Raw genomic sequence first — 16,610 nt, 5'->3', positions numbered from 1 at the left:
CCTCCTGTTTGAGCTTCCCTTGCAGCAGTTTCCGATTCTGCCGCGCCGTGGCACGGCAGAATCGGTCGGGTTCAGGCGCGCTTTTTCTGCAGGTTTTCAACCGGCGCACGCAACAGCGCGAACAGGTCTTTGGGGTCCTTGAGCTCCGGCACCAGGGCGATCTCGCTGCCGATGTCCAGGGCCTTGGCCACGTCCAGCACATAACGCAGCGCCGAGTAGTCTTCGAGGGCGAAGCCGACCGAGTCGAACAGGGTCACTTGTGCGGCGTTTTCGCGACCGGCCGCCTGGCCGTTGAGCACTTGCCAGAACTCGGTGGTTGGCGAGTCGGCGGGCATTTGCTGGATTTCGCCTTCGATGCGGCTTTGCGGTTCGTACTCGACGATCACCCGCGCACGCTCGACGATTTCCCGGTGCAGCTCGGTCTTGCCCGGGCAGTCGCCGCCGACGGCATTGAGGTGCATGCCCGGCTCGATCATCTGCGGGGTGAGGATGGTGGCGTAGGCCTTGTCGGCAGTCACCGTGGTAACGATATCGGCACCACGCACCGCTTCGGCGACGGAGCCGGCGACGCTCACCTTGATTGTCGGGAAGGCGCTGAGGTTGGCCACCAGCTTGGCGCTGGCGGCAGGGTCCAGGTCGTACAGGCGGATGTCCTCGATGCCTAGCAAGGCATGGAAGGCCAGGGCCTGGAACTCGCTCTGCGAGCCGTTGCCGATCAGCGCCATGCTGCGGCTGTCCTTGCGCGCCAGGTAGCGGGCGGCCAGGGCCGAGGTGGCGGCGGTGCGGATGGCGGTGGTCAGGGTCATCTCGCTGAGCAGCACCGGCGCGCCGGTATCGACGTCGCCCAGGGCGCCGAAGGCCATCACCGTAAGCATGCCGCGCTGGGTGTTTTTCGGGTGGCCGTTGACGTACTTGAAGGCATACAGGTTGGCGTCGGACACCGGCATCAGCTCAATCACGCCATCGGGCGAGTGGTTGGCCAGGCGCGCGCATTTTTCGAAGTCATGCCAGCGCAGGTAGTCCTCACGGATGTACTCGGCCATTTCGCTGATGCAGGTGCTCAGGCCTTTGCGTGCCACCAGGCGGCTGAGGTCGGTAACGTCGATATAGCGGGTCATGATGAACTCCTTTGTTGTAATCAGTGACGGACGGGCAGGTGCACTTCGGCGAGCATGCAGCGCGCGCTGCCGCCGCCGATGCGCTCGATATGGTCGATGTTCACCACCACCGGGTGGCTGTGCTGTTCGACCTGCCGGCGTTGTTCGGGGCTGAGCGAGCGCCAGGCGCTGCGCGACATCACCAGCAGCGGCTGGCCTTGCTTGTCGTGGACTTCGAGCATGTTGCCGGCGAAGCCTTCGAGCTGGTCGAAGTCCAGGGCCAGGATGTCCTTGCCGGTGTCGCGCAGCGAATACTCCAGGGCGCGACGTTCGTCGGCTTCGGGCAGCGCCTGCAGGCAGACCAGCGAGAGCCCGCGGCCGACGCTCATCATCACGTTGCTGTGATAGATCGGCGCCTGGTGGCGGTCGACGGCATGGAACAGGCACAGGCGATAGTCGAGCTGTTCGGCGAACAGGCGCAGGGCCTGGGTGTGGGTGCGCCCGGAGTGGCAGGCGTAGCTGATCCGGTGCTCGCGATCCAGGACCATGCTGCCGGTCCCTTCCAGATACATACTCTGCTGTTCCAGGGGGCTCAGATCGATGGTCTGACGGACGGCGAAGCGCTCCTCGAGCACCTTGAGCACGCCCTTGCTGCGCTCCAGACGGCGGTTCTGGCCTTCCATCGGGTAGAGCACCAGGCTGCCGTCGGCGTGGCTGCTCCACCAGTTGTTGGGAAAGATCGAGTCAGGGGTGTGCGGCGCCGGGGTGTCCTGCACCACCAACACTTCGACGCCGTGCTGGCGCAGGGTGTCGACATAGCCATCGAACTCTTCCAGCGCTTTGTGCTGTGCCTGCTCCGGGTCGAGCAGGGCTTGCTGGAAACGGTTGTTCAGGGCAGTGTCCGGGTTGAAGGCGAACCGCGCCGGGCGGATCATCAAGACTGTATTTGTTGTTTGCATCGAGGCACGCATCCGGGGTTGGCTGTGTGCTTATTGTCGACGTGATCAACGATAAATCCCGGCTGAAGCGCGTTGGGCGCTCAGCCGGTAAAGCTGAAATAGTGGGTTTGGCAGCGGAATCGGCTGTAACGGTTCAAGGCACGTCTTGCTTGAAGGCGTGCAGCCGGCGGGCCAGGCTCAGGGCGGTGCTGGCGCTGTGTTCGCCGGGCAGAAGGTGGGTGAAGGGCAGGTCGATCAGGCGATTGTCGCGCACTGCGCGCAGGTGCGAGAGTGCCGGGTGCTTGCGCAGGTAGGCGCGCTTGCCGGCAGCGGGCGACCACACGGCATCGGCCAGGATGATCACGTCGGGGTCGGCGCGCAGCAGGCTTTCGGCATCGACCGTGACCCGGTTCAGCTCGACCTCGGCGTACAGGTTACGCCCGCCCGCTGCACCGATCAGCTGGGTGATGAAGCCGCGCTTGCCTTCGCTTTGCAGGCCGTTGACCGCGCTGTCGAGGTAGAACACCGACAGCGGCTGGCCGTGCCCGGCGATGGCTTTGGCGGCGGCCAGGTCCTGGCGCTGGCGGCTGATCAACTGGTTGGCCTGGGCGTCGCGCTGCAGCAGGCGGCCGAGGGTGCGCAGGTCGTGTTCGACGGCGGCAAAGCCGTTTTCAGGTGCTGGCGCGCAGGCGTTCTCCAGCAGGTAGGTAGCGATGCCGTTGGCCCTCAAGGTCGTGCGCGGGGCGACGCCGTCGCTGTCGCGAAAGGCGCTGGCAAACCCCCCGATCAGCAGGTCGTAACCCTGGGCATAGACCACCTCGGTTGCCGGGTAGCGGTGTGATAGCAGCGCAACCCCACGATAGCGACCGCTGGCCAGGGCTTGCGGGTCGTCATCTATGTAGCTGACGGCGGCAAGCGCCGGGCCGGCCTCAAGGGCCAGGAGCAGGTCGGCGGCGTGCTGGTTGAGGGCCAGGATGCGCTGCGGTCGGTCCTCTGGCAGTTGCCAGGTCTGCCCGCAGTTCTGATAGTCCAGGGCTACGGCGCTGCTGCTCAATACGGCCAGTAAGCTGGCGCCGATCCACCTCATGAGTCCTGGCCGTTGAGCAGCAGCTCGGGCACCGGCTGGCCGTCGATCAGGTGCACGCGCACCAGGCGCTGTGCGTCTTCTGCGTTGGCCACCCGGTACCAGCAACGGTCCGGATACACCGTCAGCACCGGGCCGAGGTTGCACGGGAACTGGCAATGGCTGCGGGTCAGCAGCACGCCGTCAGTGGTTTCGATGCGGTTGGCCACCAGCAGCTCGCGGCGCAGGACTTTCCACAGCGGCAGGGCACCACGTTGCACACAGCGCGGGCCGGTGCAGAGCATCACGTGGCGGGTGTGCTCGGGGATCTGCGACCACTCGGGTTTGCTCTGGATTTGATCTTCGGCGAGTCGGCCGCGGCGACGCTTGGGGGTTGTTGCTGTCATGGACTTCTCGAAAAACATTCGCGAAGCGCACAGGAGGGGCCCGGCCAACACGCGCCAGAGAGCCGGCTCGTGCCCGCCCTCCGCAGGTTTGCCTAAATGACTGCAGGCAGTCGTGGGGCTTCAGGCCGGTCTCCGGGCTTGCGAGGCTTGAAGCCATTCACCTTCCCGTGCCTGTGGGCACAGTGGCGTGTTGAATGCTTCACTCGCTTACCGTTGCGGGGGCAGCGCCGGACTGGTCGATAACGACGCACCGGCTTCCCGTTTCACCTGACGCACGGCGGCGGCAGGCACCTGAAACTGGCAGGCATCTGACCATCAGCCCAGGCGTTCGTCAACTGCGCAAGCATGGCCCTGGGCGTGCAGGCGCTTGTACAGGGTGGTGCGGCTGATCCCCAGGTCGCGGGCCAGGGCCGAGATATTGCCATTGAGGGCGCGCAGGCGCTGGCCGAGGTCGTCAGTGTTCGCCGGCGTGGCCAACACGGGCACCGCGGGCCTGGCCTCAGGCAACTCGGCAAAGAAACTGTCCGGCAGGTGCTCCACGGCAATCGGCCGTTCGCCGGCCAACGCCAGCGCCACCTGCAGCACGCTGGCCAACTGGCGCAGGTTGCCCGGCCAGGGATGCTGGAGCAGCAGTTCCAGCACCTTGCCAGGTAGCTGCGTCGGCGCCCCGGGCTCGCGGTACTGCTGGTGGAGCTGTTCGATCAAAACCAGGCGGTCGCTGCGCTCGCGCAATGGCGGCAGCATCAGGCTAAGACCTGCGATGCGGTAATACAGGTCCTGGCGAAAGTGGCCGAGGCGTACCTGCTCGGCGAGGTTGTGGTTGGTCGCCGAGACCACGCGGATATCCACCGGGGTCGGTGCGCCGCTGCCTAGTGGCTGGATGCTGCGGGTCTGCAGAAAGCGCAGCAGGCGCGCCTGGGTCGGCAGCGGCATGTCGCCGATTTCATCGAGAAACAGGATGCCCCGGTCGGCCTTGCGGAACAGGCCGATGTTGCCCTTGTGGTGGGCACCGGTGAACGCGCCTTTCTCGTAGCCGAACAGCTCCGACTCGACCAGCTCGGCCGGGATCGCGGCGCAGTTCACCGCGATCAACGGCTGGGCGGCGCGGCTGCTGGCGCGGTGCAGGGCAGTGACGAAGATCTCTTTGCCGGCGCCGGTTTCGCCCTCGATCAACAGCGGGATGTCTTTTTCCAGCAGCAACCCGGCCTGGCGCAGGGCCTTGTCGATACGCGGGTCGCAGCTTGGTTGCGTGTGGCCCGGTGGTGTGGCCGCAGGGATTTGGGTGGGGGCGTGCAACAGGCAATGAAAGCGGTTGCGACCGCTGACCTGCACAGCAAAAGGCTGCTCAGCGTTGTGGGCCAACAACTGCGCCAACGGTGTTCTGAACAACTGCTCCAGGTTCGATTGCAGCGGATTCTGCCCGAGCAGGCTGTCGGCCCGGCGATTGGCCGCCAGCACCCGGCCCTGGTCATCGAACAGCAAGAGCCCGGCCCATTGGCTGTCGAGGTTGTTGGCGCCGGTATTGAAGCTCAGCTGCCGGTAATGCCCGGCAAAGCGTGCCAGGATCAGGCGGTTCTCCAGGCTCTGGCTCATCATCCGCACCAGGCCCTGGGTTTGCGCTGCCGGCAGGTAGCTGTCGCTGGACACATCAAGCACGCCGATCAGCTGGCGCTCGGCATCGAACAACGGTGCGGCGGCGCTGGCCATGAAGCGGTTGAGCTTGAGGAAGTGTTCATCCTGGCTGACATGCACCGCCTCGCCGGTGGCCAGGGCGGTGCCGATGGCATTGGTGCCCACCCCTTGCTCGCGCCAGCAGGCGCCGGCGACAAAGCCGTGGCGCTGGCGCGGGTCGATAAAGCGGCGGGTGCCCCAGGCATCGAGCAAATGGCCCTGGTGGTCGCTGAGCATGATCAGGTAACTGGAGTTGCCGAGCAGGTGTGCGTACTGCGGCAGCACCTCGTCGCGGGTGGTGCCCAGCAGTGCATGCTGGCGTTCGAGCAGTTGGCTGACCTGCGCGGCGGATGCTTCGCCGAATTGTGGTTGCGACTGATGATCCAGGCCGTAGGCGCGGCAGCGCTGCCAGGACGCCTGAATCAATTGCGCATGGGCACTGGTGGATGCGGCCATGGGCCTGTCCTCTGCCGGCGGCAGTGTTGTTGTTTTTGTGTGATCCAGTGTTGTTCAGTCCTGTTCATTGTCAATGCCGCGGCTGTTCAACTGAGCAGCGAAAACGGCTCATTTCTGTTCAGGGGTGAACGGTACTGATCCGCCGTGCTGGTGAAAGTCTTTTACCGACAAAGGCTTGGCGTGCGCTGGCACGAATCTGGCTCTGCTGCAGACGCCTGTCCGATAACAACAAGAAGGCCGCGCCATGTCGCTCACGCTCGACCATGTCAGCCGTACCGTGGATAACCAGGTGTGCATCGACGACGCCTGCCTGAGCTTCGAGCCCGGCTCGTTCAATGTGCTGCTCGGCCGCACCCTGGCCGGCAAGACCAGCCTCATGCGCCTGATGGCCGGGCTTGACCGGCCGGACCGTGGCCGGGTGCTGATGAATGGTGAGGATGTCACCGGCCGGCCGGTGCGCCAGCGCAATGTGTCGATGGTCTATCAGCAGTTCATCAACTACCCGACCTTGAACGTGTTCGAGAATATCGCCTCGCCCTTGCGCCAGGCGCGCATGGCCGAAGAGCAGATCCGTGAGAAGGTCCGGCAGACCGCGCAGATGCTGCGTATCGAGCCCTACCTGCAACGCTTGCCGCTGGAGCTGTCGGGCGGCCAGCAGCAGCGCACGGCCATGGCCCGGGCGCTGGTCAAGGATGCCGAGCTGATCCTCTTCGACGAGCCGCTGGTGAACCTTGACTACAAGCTGCGCGAAGAACTGCGCCAGGAGATGCGCGAACTGTTCGCCGCCCGCCACTGCATTGCCGTGTACGCCACCACCGAACCCAACGAGGCCCTGGCCCTGGGCGGCACCACCACCATCCTCCATGAAGGGCGCATCGTGCAGAGCGGGCCCACTGCCCAGGTCTACCACCAGCCGCGCACGGTGCTGGCGGCCGAGCTGTTCTCTGAACCGCCGATCAACCTGATGCCCGGGCGTATCAGCGGCAATGAAGTGAGTTTTGCCAGTGCCGTACATTTCGCCATGAACGCCGACTTGCGCCGCATTGGCGACGGCGACTACCGCTTTGGCGTGCGCCCGAGCCATATCAGCCTGGTGCCGTCCAACGACGATGACCTGGAGCTGGCGGTTTTGGTGGAGCTGGCGGAAATCAGCGGCTCGGAAACCTTCCTGCATGTGCGCAACGAGCACTTTCGCCTGGTCCTGCACTTGCCGGGGGTGCACGAGTATCACGTCGATGCGCCGATCCGGGTGTTCATTCCCACCCACAAGTTGTTTGTTTTCGACAGCGCCGGGCAACTGGTGCAGGCACCGGGCCTGCGTGAAGCGAGGGTCGCCTGATGGCCGAGATTCGCCTGCAGCAGTTGTCCCATAGCTACAGCCGCGACCCGCAGGGGGCGGCCGACTATGCCTTGCGCGAGCTTGAGCATGTCTGGGAGCAGGGCGGTGCCTATGCCTTGCTCGGGCCCTCGGGCTGCGGCAAGTCCACCTTGCTCAACATCATTTCTGGGCTGCTGAGCCCATCCCAGGGCCAGGTATTGTTCGATGGCAAGGTGGTCAACGCGCTGTCGCCACAGGCGCGCAACATCGCCCAGGTGTTCCAGTTTCCGGTGGTCTACGACACCATGACGGTGTACGACAACCTGGCCTTTGCGCTGCGCAACCAGGGCCTGGATGAAGCACGCATCGCCAGGAAGGTGGCCGAGATCGCCGAGGTGCTCGACCTGGGTAACCTGCTGAAGAAAAAAGCCCGCAACCTCAGCGCCGATGAAAAACAGAAGGTCTCCATGGGCCGCGGCCTGGTGCGCGACGATGTCTCGGCGATCCTCTTCGACGAGCCGCTGACGGTGATCGACCCGCACCTTAAATGGAAGCTGCGGCGCAAGCTCAAGCAGATCCATGAGCAGTTCAACATCACTATGATCTACGTCACCCACGATCAGCTCGAAGCCTCGACCTTCGCTGACAAGATCGCGGTGATGTATGGCGGGCAGATCGTCCAGTTCGGCACCCCGCGCGAGTTGTTCGAGCGCCCGCGCCATACGTTTGTCGGCTACTTCATCGGCAGCCCCGGGATGAATCTGATCCCGGTACAGGTGCAGCCCGGTGGCGTCGGTTTTGCCGGCATCCATCTGCCGTTGCCGGAAGAGCTGCAGGAACGCCTGGCCGCGAGCAATGCCACGCGCCTGCAGGTGGGCATCCGCCCCGAGTTCGTCCAGGTCTGGGACGCGCCATTCGATGAAGGCTTCAGCGCCAGGGTGGTGGATGTCGAAGACCTGGGCACCTACAGGATTCTCACCCTCGACCTGCAAGGCGTGCCGCTCAAGGTGCGCCTGGGCGAGGACCGTATGCTGCCCGAGGGTCAGGCCTGGATCAGTTTTCCGGCGCAGTGGCTGATGCTCTATGCCGATGACGTACTGCTGGAGGCCCGGCCATGAACAAGGTACCCAACAACAAAGCCTGGTGGCTGGTGCTGCCGGTGTTCCTGCTGGTGGCGTTCAGCGCCGTGGTACCGATGATGACCGTGGTCAATTACTCGGTGCAGGATATTTTCGACCAGTCCAGCCGCTATTTCGTCGGCGCCGACTGGTACCGCCAGGTGCTGCAGGACCCACGCCTGCACGACTCGCTGCTGCGCCAGTTCATCTATTCGGCTTGCGTGCTGCTGATCGAAATCCCCCTGGGGATTGCCATCGCCCTGACCATGCCGACCAAGGGCCGCTGGTCGTCCTTGTGCCTGATTGTCATGGCCATTCCGCTGCTGATCCCGTGGAACGTGGTCGGCACCATCTGGCAGATCTTCGGCCGCGCCGACATCGGCCTGCTGGGGGCTTCGCTCAACCAGCTGGGTATCAACTACAACTATGCCGCCAACACCATGGACGCCTGGATCACGGTGCTGGTGATGGACGTCTGGCACTGGACCTCGCTGGTGGCGCTGCTGTGTTACTCCGGCCTGCGGGCGATCCCCGATGTGTATTACCAGGCGGCACGTATCGACCGCGCTTCGGCCTGGGCGGTGTTCCGCCATATCCAGTTGCCGAAGATGAAGAACGTGCTGCTGATCGCGGTGATGTTGCGCTTCATGGACAGCTTCATGATCTACACCGAGCCATTCGTGCTCACCGGTGGCGGGCCGGGCAATGCCACCACCTTCCTCAGCCAGACCCTGACGCAGATGGCGGTGGGGCAGTTCGACCTGGGCCCGGCGGCGGCGTTTTCGCTGGTGTACTTCCTGATCATCCTGCTGGTGTCGTGGCTGTTCTATACCGCCATGACCCACGCCGACAAACAGTAGGGGCCGCCCATGAACCCGCGCAAGACGCTGCCGCTGCTGCTGTACATCCTGTTCCTGCTGGTGCCGATCTACTGGCTGCTGAACATGTCGTTCAAGAGTAACACCGAGATCCTCGGCGGGCTGACCCTGTGGCCGCAGAACTTCACCTTCGACAACTACCGGGTGATCTTCACCGACCCCAGCTGGTACAGCGGCTATCTCAACTCGCTGTACTACGTGTGCCTGAACACGGTGATCTCCCTGAGCGTGGCCTTGCCGGCTGCCTATGCCTTTTCGCGCTACCGCTTTCTGGGCGACAAGCACCTGTTCTTCTGGCTGCTGACCAACCGCATGGCGCCGCCGGCGGTGTTCCTCCTGCCGTTCTTTCAGCTGTATTCGTCGATCGGCCTGTTCGATACGCACATTGCCGTGGCCCTGGCTCATTGCCTGTTCAACGTGCCGCTGGCGGTGTGGATTCTCGAAGGCTTCATGTCCGGGGTGCCCAAGGAAATCGACGAAACCGCTTACATCGATGGCTACAGCTTCCCGCGTTTCTTCGTGAAGATCTTTGTCCCGCTGATTGGCTCGGGCATCGGCGTCACGGCGTTTTTCTGCTTCATGTTTTCCTGGGTCGAACTGCTGCTGGCACGCACCCTGACGTCAGTGAACGCCAAGCCGATTGCCGCGGTGATGACCCGCACGGTGTCGGCTTCGGGGATCGACTGGGGCGTACTGGCCGCCGCCGGGGTGCTGACCATTTTGCCAGGCATGCTGGTGATCTGGTTTGTCCGTAACCATGTGGCCAAGGGCTTTGCCCTGGGCCGGGTCTGAGGAGCGCGCTATGGACTGGATGGCCTGGACCCTGCCCACCGGGATCTTCTTCGCCGCGATCGGCCTGTTACTGCTGGGCATGACGCTGTACGAGCTGCGCCGGCCGTGCGTCGAACGTCGCGGTTTTCTGCCGATTGCCACCAGCCGTGGCGACCGGTTGTTCATTGGTTTGCTGGTCAGCGCTTACCTGCACTTGCTGGTAATCGGGCTCAGCGACTGGAACCTGTGGGTAGCCTCGCTGCTGTCCCTGGCCTGGCTGTTGGTGGTGATGCGCTGGGGTTAGCCGAGGGCAATCGGCACGGCTCCGTGAAAATACTCAATCGGGAGATCACAATGTTCGACAACAACAAGAACCGGCGACATTTGACCCTGGCAGCCCTGCTGGTGCTGGGCAGCTTTCACGCCAGCGCCTGGGCCGATGCCTACGAAGATGCCGCGAAAAAGTGGATCGGCAGCGAGTTCAAACCTTCGACCCTGACCCCCGAGCAGCAGCTCGAAGAGTTGAAGTGGTTCATCAAGGCCTCCGAGCCGTTTCGCGGGATGAAGATCAACGTGGTGTCGGAAACCATCGCCACCCATGAATACGAATCCAAGGTGCTGGCCAAGGCCTTTAGCGAGATCACCGGGATCAAGCTGACCCACGATCTGCTGCAAGAAGGCGACGTGGTGGAAAAACTGCAGACGCAAATGCAGTCGGACAAGAACATCTACGACGGCTGGGTCAATGACTCCGACCTGATCGGTACCCACTTTCGTTACGGCAAGACTGAATCGATCACCGACCTGATGGCCAACGAAGGCAAGGACTACACCTCGCCAACCCTGGACCTCAAGGACTTTATCGGTATCTCCTTCACCACCGCGCCGGACGGCAAGGTCTATCAATTGCCCGACCAGCAGTTCGCCAACCTCTACTGGTTCCGCGCCGACTGGTTCGATCGCCCCGACCTCAAGGCCAGGTTCAAGGAAAAGTACGGCTATGAACTGGGCGTGCCGGTGAACTGGTCGGCCTATGAAGACATCGCCAAGTTCTTCAGCGAGGACGTCAAGGAAATCGACGGCAAGCGTGTCTACGGGCACATGGACTATGGCAAGAAAGACCCGTCGCTGGGCTGGCGCTTCACCGACGCCTGGTTCTCCATGGCCGGCGGCGGCGACAAGGGCCTGCCCAATGGCCTGCCGGTGGACGAATGGGGCATTCGCGTCGAGGACTGCCACCCGGTCGGCTCCAGCGTGACCCGTGGCGGCGACACCAATGGCCCGGCGGCGGTGTATGCCACGCAGAAGTATGTCGACTGGATGCGTGCCTACGCGCCGCCTGAAGCCCAGGGCATGACCTTCTCCGAGTCCGGGCCGGTGCCGTCCCAGGGCAACATTGCCCAGCAGATCTTCTGGTACACCGCCTTTACCGCCGACATGACCAAGCCTGGCCTGCCGGTAATGAACGCCGACGGTACGCCGAAGTGGCGCATGGCGCCGTCGCCCAAAGGGCCGTACTGGGAGGAGGGCATGAAGCTGGGTTATCAGGACGCCGGCTCCTGGACGTTCCTCAAGTCGACGCCGGAGAAACAGCGCCTGGCGGCCTGGCTCTACGCCCAGTTCGTCACCTCCAAGACCGTCTCGCTGAAAAAGACCATCGTCGGCCTGACGCCGATCCGCGAATCGGATATCAACTCCCAGGCCATGACCGACCTTGCGCCCAAGCTGGGTGGGTTGGTGGAGTTCTACCGCAGCCCGGCGCGGGTGCAATGGACCCCGACCGGGACCAACGTGCCTGATTACCCGCGCCTGGCGCAGCTGTGGTGGAGCCACATCGCTGAAGCTGCCAGTGGCGAGAAAACTCCGCAGGAGGCGCTGGACGGCCTGGCCAAGGATCAGGACGCGATCCTCGCTCGCCTTGAGCGTTCCAAGGCCCAGGCCACCTGCGCGCCGAAGCTCAACCCCGAGAAAGATGCCCAGTACTGGTTTGACCAGCCCGGTGCGCCGAAGCCGAAACTGGCCAACGAGAAGCCCAAGGGCGAGACCGTCAGCTACAGCGAACTGCTCAAATCCTGGGAGGCTGCGCGCAAGTAACCACACTGGCACAAAAAAACGGCACCTTCGCAGGTGCCGTTTTTTATCCCGCCATCAACACTTACTTGTGCAACTCTTGCGCCGCATACAAAGTGTTTTCCAACAGGCACGCCCGGGTCATCGGCCCGACGCCACCCGGCACCGGGGTGATCCAGCCAGCGCGGGGCAGGGCGGTCTCGTAGACCACATCGCCAACCAGCTTGCCATCTTCCTGACGGTTGATGCCGACGTCGATGACGATCGCGCCTTCCTTGATCCACTCACCCTTGACCAGGCCCGGCTTGCCGGCGGCAACCACCACCAGGTCGGCGCGGCCGACGTGGCCGGCCAGGTCCTTGGTGAAGCGGTGGGTGACGGTCACGGTGCAACCGGCCAGCAGCAGCTCCATGGCCATCGGCCGGCCAACGATGTTGGAGGCGCCGACGACAACGGCGTTCATGCCGTACAGGTCCTGACCGGTGCTTTCCAGCAGGGCCATGATGCCTTTTGGCGTGCACGGGCGCAGCAGCGGGATACGCTGGGCCAGGCGGCCGACGTTATACGGATGGAAACCGTCGACGTCCTTGTCCGGACGAATGCGCTCGAGCAGCAGCGAGGCGTCCAGATGCGCCGGCAGCGGCAGCTGAAGGAGGATGCCGTCGATGTTCGGGTCATCATTGAGGCGATCGATCAGCTCGGTCAGGGCTTGCTGCGTGGTATCGCTGGGCAGGTCGAAAGCCTGGGAGATAAAGCCGACCTCTTCGCAATCCTTGCGCTTGTGCGAGACATAGACTTGAGAAGCGGGGTCGGTGCCGACCAGGATCACCGCCAGGCCAGGCGTACGCAGGCCTTGCTGGCGACGCTCCACGACACGTTGGGCGATCTGCTGGCGCAGGCTGGCGGCGATCGCCTTGCCGTCGATAAGGTGTGCAGTCATGACGCGTGATTAACCATCGAGTGGGAATAAAAAGAGCGCGCATTCTCGCATGAAGGGGGCCGAGGGCAAAGGCGCTTGGTCCGGCAATTGCCCTAAGCCCTTAAATAAAATGAATTTTTTTTAGAAAAGTGTTGACGGCCTATCCGCTCGTCTATAAGATTCGTCGCACTTGTCGGGCAGAGCCTAGCACTGGTTAGCAAGGTCAGGCAGAATAAGCAGATTTTTAGCTTGTTCGGTACGGCTAAAAGTTAATTTGTAATCGTAACAGAAAGCAGATTAAATATGCGCCCGTAGCTCAGCTGGATAGAGCATCCGCCTTCTAAGCGGATGGTCGCAGGTTCGAGTCCTGCCGGGTGCGCCAATCGGCAGCTTTGGCACAAGTAAAGCGGTAACTGCAATATGGTGGGCGTAGCTCAGTTGGTAGAGCCCAGGATTGTGATTCCTGTTGTCGTGGGTTCGATTCCCATCGTCCACCCCATATTCCAAGAGGCGCCTGATGAAAATCTGGCGCCTTTGCTTTAAACGCTTTACGCGGACGTGGTGGAATTGGTAGACACACTGGATTTAGGTTCCAGCGGCGCAAGCTGTAAGAGTTCGAGTCTCTTCGTCCGCACCATTCAAGCTTTCACCGCCCTTCGCTGAAGTGCGTGAATGTACCAAAAGGCAGCTTTGCCAGTAGTAAGGCTGCAAATGCAATATGGTGGGCGTAGCTCAGTTGGTAGAGCCCAGGATTGTGATTCCTGTTGTCGTGGGTTCGATTCCCATCGTCCACCCCATATTCCGAAAGGCGCCCGATGAAAATCCGGCGCCTTTTGTTTTAAGCGCTTCATGCGGGCGTGGTCGTTCTCACCATCCACGCTTTCACCTCCCTTTGCTGAAGCGCGAGAAAGTCTCGTAATAAGCCGCCTTGCGCGGCTTTTTACGTTTCTGGGCTTTTACTTTACCGGCAATCAGTTCGCCAAGGCATGCCATCCAATCCACGCCAGCCAATATCCGCCGATGACCGCCGAGGCTGTGCCCAGTGCAATCAGTGACAGGGTATTGAGTGCTGCCGTGGTACCTGCAAAGAAGGCCAGGGTGCGCGAGCCCTGGCTGGCAGCAAGGTACGCGCCGTACAAGCCCAGGATGACCGCAACGCCGGCCGTGGCCAGGGCCAGGGCTGGCGGTAGCTTTACCAGGGATACAGCCAGCGGAAGGATCAGCACATAGCCGATCACCTTGTAGCGCAAGCGCTGGCCTGGGGCTGGAGTGCGGCTTAGTAGCATGAGGATTCCCTGGTGTGGTCAATGTCCGCAGTGTTCCACGCGGCGTCAGCTTTTTCATCCGTTGGTTTATGGCCCTTTGTTACGCCCGCAGGGCTTGGGCGGCGTGGCGGCAAAAAATATTAAATAATTCTGATTAGCATTTCCCTTTTTCAATCCTTCGCGTGACCTCTATTGCAAGATCATTTCAATCTGCAAGGGAGCGCCTCGTGAAGAGCACACAGCCGGCCGCCGTTCAGCGGTTGCAGCACAACAACAAAAGCGGTGCACGCAAGATTGCCTGCAGTGCGTTGACGGCACTGGTATTGGCGGGCGGGTGCAGCAGTTGGTCGTTGGCCGACGCAGGCGAAAGGGGCGTGACCCAGCAGGCCCCGCTGCGCAAGCATTACCAGATTCCGGCAGGCGCGCTCGCCCCGGCGTTGAATCAGCTGGCCGGGGCTACCGGGGTGATCCTCACCTTTGATCCGCAGTTGAGTGAAAACCGCAGCACCCAGGGCTTGAGCGGCGATTACACCCTCAAGGAGGCCTTCGATCTGCTGCTGATGGGCACCGGCCTGTGGGTCGAGCGGCTGAAGGATCATACCTATGTGCTGCGCATGCACGAACGCAGCGACAGCGCCCTGGAAGTCGGGCCAACCATGGTGGGCGCCCTGGCCGAGCGGCCGGGCGCGATCCAGAGCAGTCGTGAGGTGCATGCCGAGCGCCAGGACCTCAACAGTGTGGTGCGTTCGATTCCGGGTACCTACACCTTGCACTCGCGTAGCCAGCCGGGGGTGTCGGTGAATATTCGCGGCCTGGCCGGGTTGGGCCGGGTCAACACCATGATCGATGGGGTGACCCAGACCTTTCGCAATAACGCCGGCCATGGCTCGGGCGGGCCGATGGCCTTTGTCGACGCCAACCTGCTGGCCGGGGTCGATGTGCAGCGTGGCTCGGTGGACGGCGCCGAAGGCGCCAACACCCTGGGCGGCTCGGCGAACTTTCGCACCTTTGATATCGATGACATCGTCAAGCCAGACCACCGCGTAGGTCTGCGTACGACCTATCGCACCGGTAACAATGGCTACGGCAATACCCGCATGTTCGCCGCCGGTGCCCGTACCCGCCCGGAAGATGTCGAGGGTGTCTACGGCCTGGTCGCTGCGGTCAGCAGCACCCAGACCGGCGAGTACAAGACCACCAATGGTCAGTCCAACGAGTACGACACCACCAAGCAGAATCCACGCTCCGGCTTGCTCAAGCTGCGCCTGCAGCCGAACGACATGCACCGCCTGGACCTGAGCGGGGTGAAGTACCGCAACGAGTTCTATCACAACTACCCCTGGCAGTTGGACAACGAGACCTATCGTGCCAAGTACGCCTACACGCCCTACAGCGAATGGGTGAACCTCACGGTCAATGCCTACCAAAACAAGACCAAGCTTGAGTATCCGCCGGTAGAAGAATCCCACTACATCGGTCGCAAGACGCGTGACGATGCCCACGGTTTTGACCTGACCAACGTCAGTCGTTTCAATCTTGGGCCGGTGGAGGCGAGCTGGAGCAACGGCGCGCGCTACTACACTGACGATTTTGTTGCCCAGACGCCGGAAAAACGCGGCGCCAACCCCGAAGGCAAGCAGACCACCCACAGCCTGTTCAGCACCCTGGAGTTCAATTACGACATCTATGCCCTGACCCTGGCCGGTCACTACGATGGTTACAAGGTCAGCGGCCATGTGCCCAAGTGCTCGATCATCGGCCAGTGCCGCGGTATCGACGGTGGCGACGTGGATGTCACCCGCCGCGAACACAGTTTCAACCCGCGGGTTGGCTTTGCCGTGAAGCCCTATGACTGGATGCAGCTCTACAGCAGTTGGTCGCGTACTTCACGGGCGCCGCGGGTGCAGGAAATGTTCTTCGAGAAAGTACCGCTCGAGGCCGATGCCAGCGATGCCGATGGTGTAGGAGCCAACCCATTCCTGCGTCAGGAGCGCTCGACCAACTACGAGTTCGGGGTCAACTTCTCGCGAAGCGGGTTGTTCACCAATGATGACTACGGGCAACTGAAGATCAACCGCTTCATCAGCAAGATCGATGGCTACATCACGCCGCAGTCGTTCGACATCCTCGATGACGAGGGCGAAGAGTCGGCGAAGATGAACTGGGTCAATTGGCCGGAAGAAGTGCGCATGAGCGGCTATGAGCTGGAAGGCCGCTACGACGCCGGCTTCTTCTACGCCAACCTGTCGTGGACCAAGGCCACTACCAAGTCGCCCACCACCTCCGGCATCGAGCTGGAAGACATCAACAGCCAGCCGGACCGCTTCTGGACCCTCGACCTCGGCACTCGCTGGTTCGACGAGCGCCTGGTGCTGGGCGCCCGTGGCGAATACGCCGGCCCCTCGGAAACCAGCTGGGACTGGTACGAGACGAAAAAGTCCAACTCCACCGGAGTGATCTGGGATCTGTATGGCAGCTACCGGGTGCAGGACAACCTGAGCCTGTTCTTCAACGTCGAGAACGTCGGCAACAAGGTCTACAACAACAGCGCCTCGGTGGATTACCTGATGTCGGCGGTGATGGACCAGGGCAATGGCCGCGGCCGCACTACCTCGTTCGGCTTCACCCTCGAATACTGA

Annotated in this window: 14 protein-coding genes, 4 tRNA genes and 1 riboswitch; of the genes, 11 read left to right on the top strand and 7 right to left on the bottom strand. The window is 62.5% G+C overall.

From position 1 onward, the window contains the following. Positions 1-71: 71 nt before the first annotated feature. The 5 genes from F8N82_RS16010 to F8N82_RS15990 all read right to left on the bottom strand — a co-directional run bounded on the left by F8N82_RS16010 (position 72) and on the right by F8N82_RS15990 (position 5,632). On the bottom strand, positions 72-1,118 hold the full coding sequence (locus F8N82_RS16010; protein WP_038996182.1) for an ornithine cyclodeaminase: 1,047 nt from the start codon (positions 1,116-1,118) through the stop codon (positions 72-74). 20 nt (positions 1,119-1,138) lie between these two features. Then, positions 1,139-2,056 carry a citrulline utilization hydrolase CtlX gene (gene ctlX, locus F8N82_RS16005; protein ID WP_038996180.1) on the bottom strand — a complete coding sequence of 306 codons (918 nt, stop codon included), beginning with the start codon at positions 2,054-2,056 and terminating at the stop codon, positions 1,139-1,141. A 133-nt stretch (positions 2,057-2,189) separates the two neighbouring features. Beyond that, positions 2,190-3,122, bottom strand: a complete 933-nt coding sequence (locus F8N82_RS16000; protein ID WP_038996179.1) for an ABC transporter substrate-binding protein — start codon at positions 3,120-3,122, stop codon at positions 2,190-2,192. After that, complete coding sequence (locus tag F8N82_RS15995; protein WP_052251662.1) at positions 3,119-3,505, bottom strand: (2Fe-2S) ferredoxin domain-containing protein; 387 nt, start codon at positions 3,503-3,505, stop codon at positions 3,119-3,121. Before F8N82_RS15995 ends, F8N82_RS16000 begins: the two co-directional genes overlap by 4 nt. A 106-nt stretch (positions 3,506-3,611) precedes the next feature. Then, a riboswitch (cobalamin riboswitch) is annotated at positions 3,612-3,815 on the bottom strand. A 5-nt stretch (positions 3,816-3,820) separates the two neighbouring features. Continuing rightward, positions 3,821-5,632: a sigma-54-dependent Fis family transcriptional regulator gene (locus tag F8N82_RS15990; RefSeq protein WP_038996178.1), complete on the bottom strand. Its 1,812-nt coding sequence runs from the start codon at positions 5,630-5,632 to the stop codon at positions 3,821-3,823. A gap of 244 nt (positions 5,633-5,876) precedes the next feature. On the opposite strand from F8N82_RS15990, the gene F8N82_RS15985 reads away from it, so the two are divergent. From F8N82_RS15985 to F8N82_RS15960, 6 genes are read left to right on the top strand one after another with little or no spacing between them, the layout of a single operon-like run. Beyond that, on the top strand, positions 5,877-6,971 hold the full coding sequence (locus F8N82_RS15985) for an ABC transporter ATP-binding protein (protein WP_038996177.1): 1,095 nt from the start codon (positions 5,877-5,879) through the stop codon (positions 6,969-6,971). After that, positions 6,971-8,068 (top strand): ABC transporter ATP-binding protein, encoded by a 1,098-nt coding sequence (locus tag F8N82_RS15980; protein ID WP_038996176.1) that lies wholly within the window; start codon positions 6,971-6,973, stop codon positions 8,066-8,068. Before F8N82_RS15985 ends, F8N82_RS15980 begins: the two co-directional genes overlap by 1 nt. Further along, a complete protein-coding gene (locus tag F8N82_RS15975; protein ID WP_038996175.1) occupies positions 8,065-8,928 on the top strand; it encodes a carbohydrate ABC transporter permease in 864 nt (287 codons plus the stop codon). Before F8N82_RS15980 ends, F8N82_RS15975 begins: the two co-directional genes overlap by 4 nt. Before the next feature lie 9 nt (positions 8,929-8,937). Beyond that, the gene (locus tag F8N82_RS15970) at positions 8,938-9,738 is read left to right on the top strand and encodes a carbohydrate ABC transporter permease (RefSeq protein ID WP_038996173.1); all 801 of its coding nucleotides are present in this window, start codon (positions 8,938-8,940) and stop codon (positions 9,736-9,738) included. A 10-nt stretch (positions 9,739-9,748) separates the two neighbouring features. Next, entirely contained in the window at positions 9,749-10,021 is a 273-nt protein-coding gene (locus F8N82_RS15965; RefSeq protein WP_038996172.1) for a DUF2160 domain-containing protein, read from the top strand. Positions 10,022-10,071: 50 nt separating this feature from the next. Beyond that, complete coding sequence (locus F8N82_RS15960; RefSeq protein WP_038996171.1) at positions 10,072-11,811, top strand: ABC transporter substrate-binding protein; 1,740 nt, start codon at positions 10,072-10,074, stop codon at positions 11,809-11,811. A 61-nt stretch (positions 11,812-11,872) separates the two neighbouring features. Here the strand turns inward: F8N82_RS15960 and folD are convergent, their stop codons facing one another. Then, a complete protein-coding gene (gene folD, locus F8N82_RS15955) occupies positions 11,873-12,727 on the bottom strand; it encodes a bifunctional methylenetetrahydrofolate dehydrogenase/methenyltetrahydrofolate cyclohydrolase FolD (protein WP_038996170.1) in 855 nt (284 codons plus the stop codon). Positions 12,728-13,011: 284 nt separating this feature from the next. Between folD and F8N82_RS15950 the strand changes: the two genes are divergently transcribed. The 4 genes from F8N82_RS15950 to F8N82_RS15935 all read left to right on the top strand — a co-directional run bounded on the left by F8N82_RS15950 (position 13,012) and on the right by F8N82_RS15935 (position 13,503). After that, a tRNA-Arg gene (locus F8N82_RS15950) sits at positions 13,012-13,088 on the top strand. Between the two features lie 41 nt (positions 13,089-13,129). After that, positions 13,130-13,205, top strand: a tRNA-His gene (locus F8N82_RS15945). A gap of 53 nt (positions 13,206-13,258) precedes the next feature. Beyond that, a tRNA-Leu gene (locus F8N82_RS15940) sits at positions 13,259-13,343 on the top strand. Between the two features lie 84 nt (positions 13,344-13,427). Further along, a tRNA-His gene (locus F8N82_RS15935) sits at positions 13,428-13,503 on the top strand. Between the two features lie 174 nt (positions 13,504-13,677). On the opposite strand, the gene F8N82_RS15930 is transcribed toward F8N82_RS15935, so the two are convergent. Beyond that, positions 13,678-13,992 (bottom strand): hypothetical protein, encoded by a 315-nt coding sequence (locus F8N82_RS15930; RefSeq protein ID WP_150776985.1) that lies wholly within the window; start codon positions 13,990-13,992, stop codon positions 13,678-13,680. A gap of 206 nt (positions 13,993-14,198) precedes the next feature. Between F8N82_RS15930 and F8N82_RS15925 the strand changes: the two genes are divergently transcribed. Continuing rightward, positions 14,199-16,610 carry a TonB-dependent receptor gene (locus F8N82_RS15925; RefSeq protein WP_052251547.1) on the top strand — a complete coding sequence of 804 codons (2,412 nt, stop codon included), beginning with the start codon at positions 14,199-14,201 and terminating at the stop codon, positions 16,608-16,610.

It is taken from the genome of Pseudomonas fluorescens (assembly GCF_902497775.2).
Lineage (GTDB): Bacteria > Pseudomonadota > Gammaproteobacteria > Pseudomonadales > Pseudomonadaceae > Aquipseudomonas > Aquipseudomonas putida_F.
The sequence above is the reverse complement of the archived record's forward strand: the minus strand, read 5'-3'. Positions and strand labels throughout refer to the sequence as shown.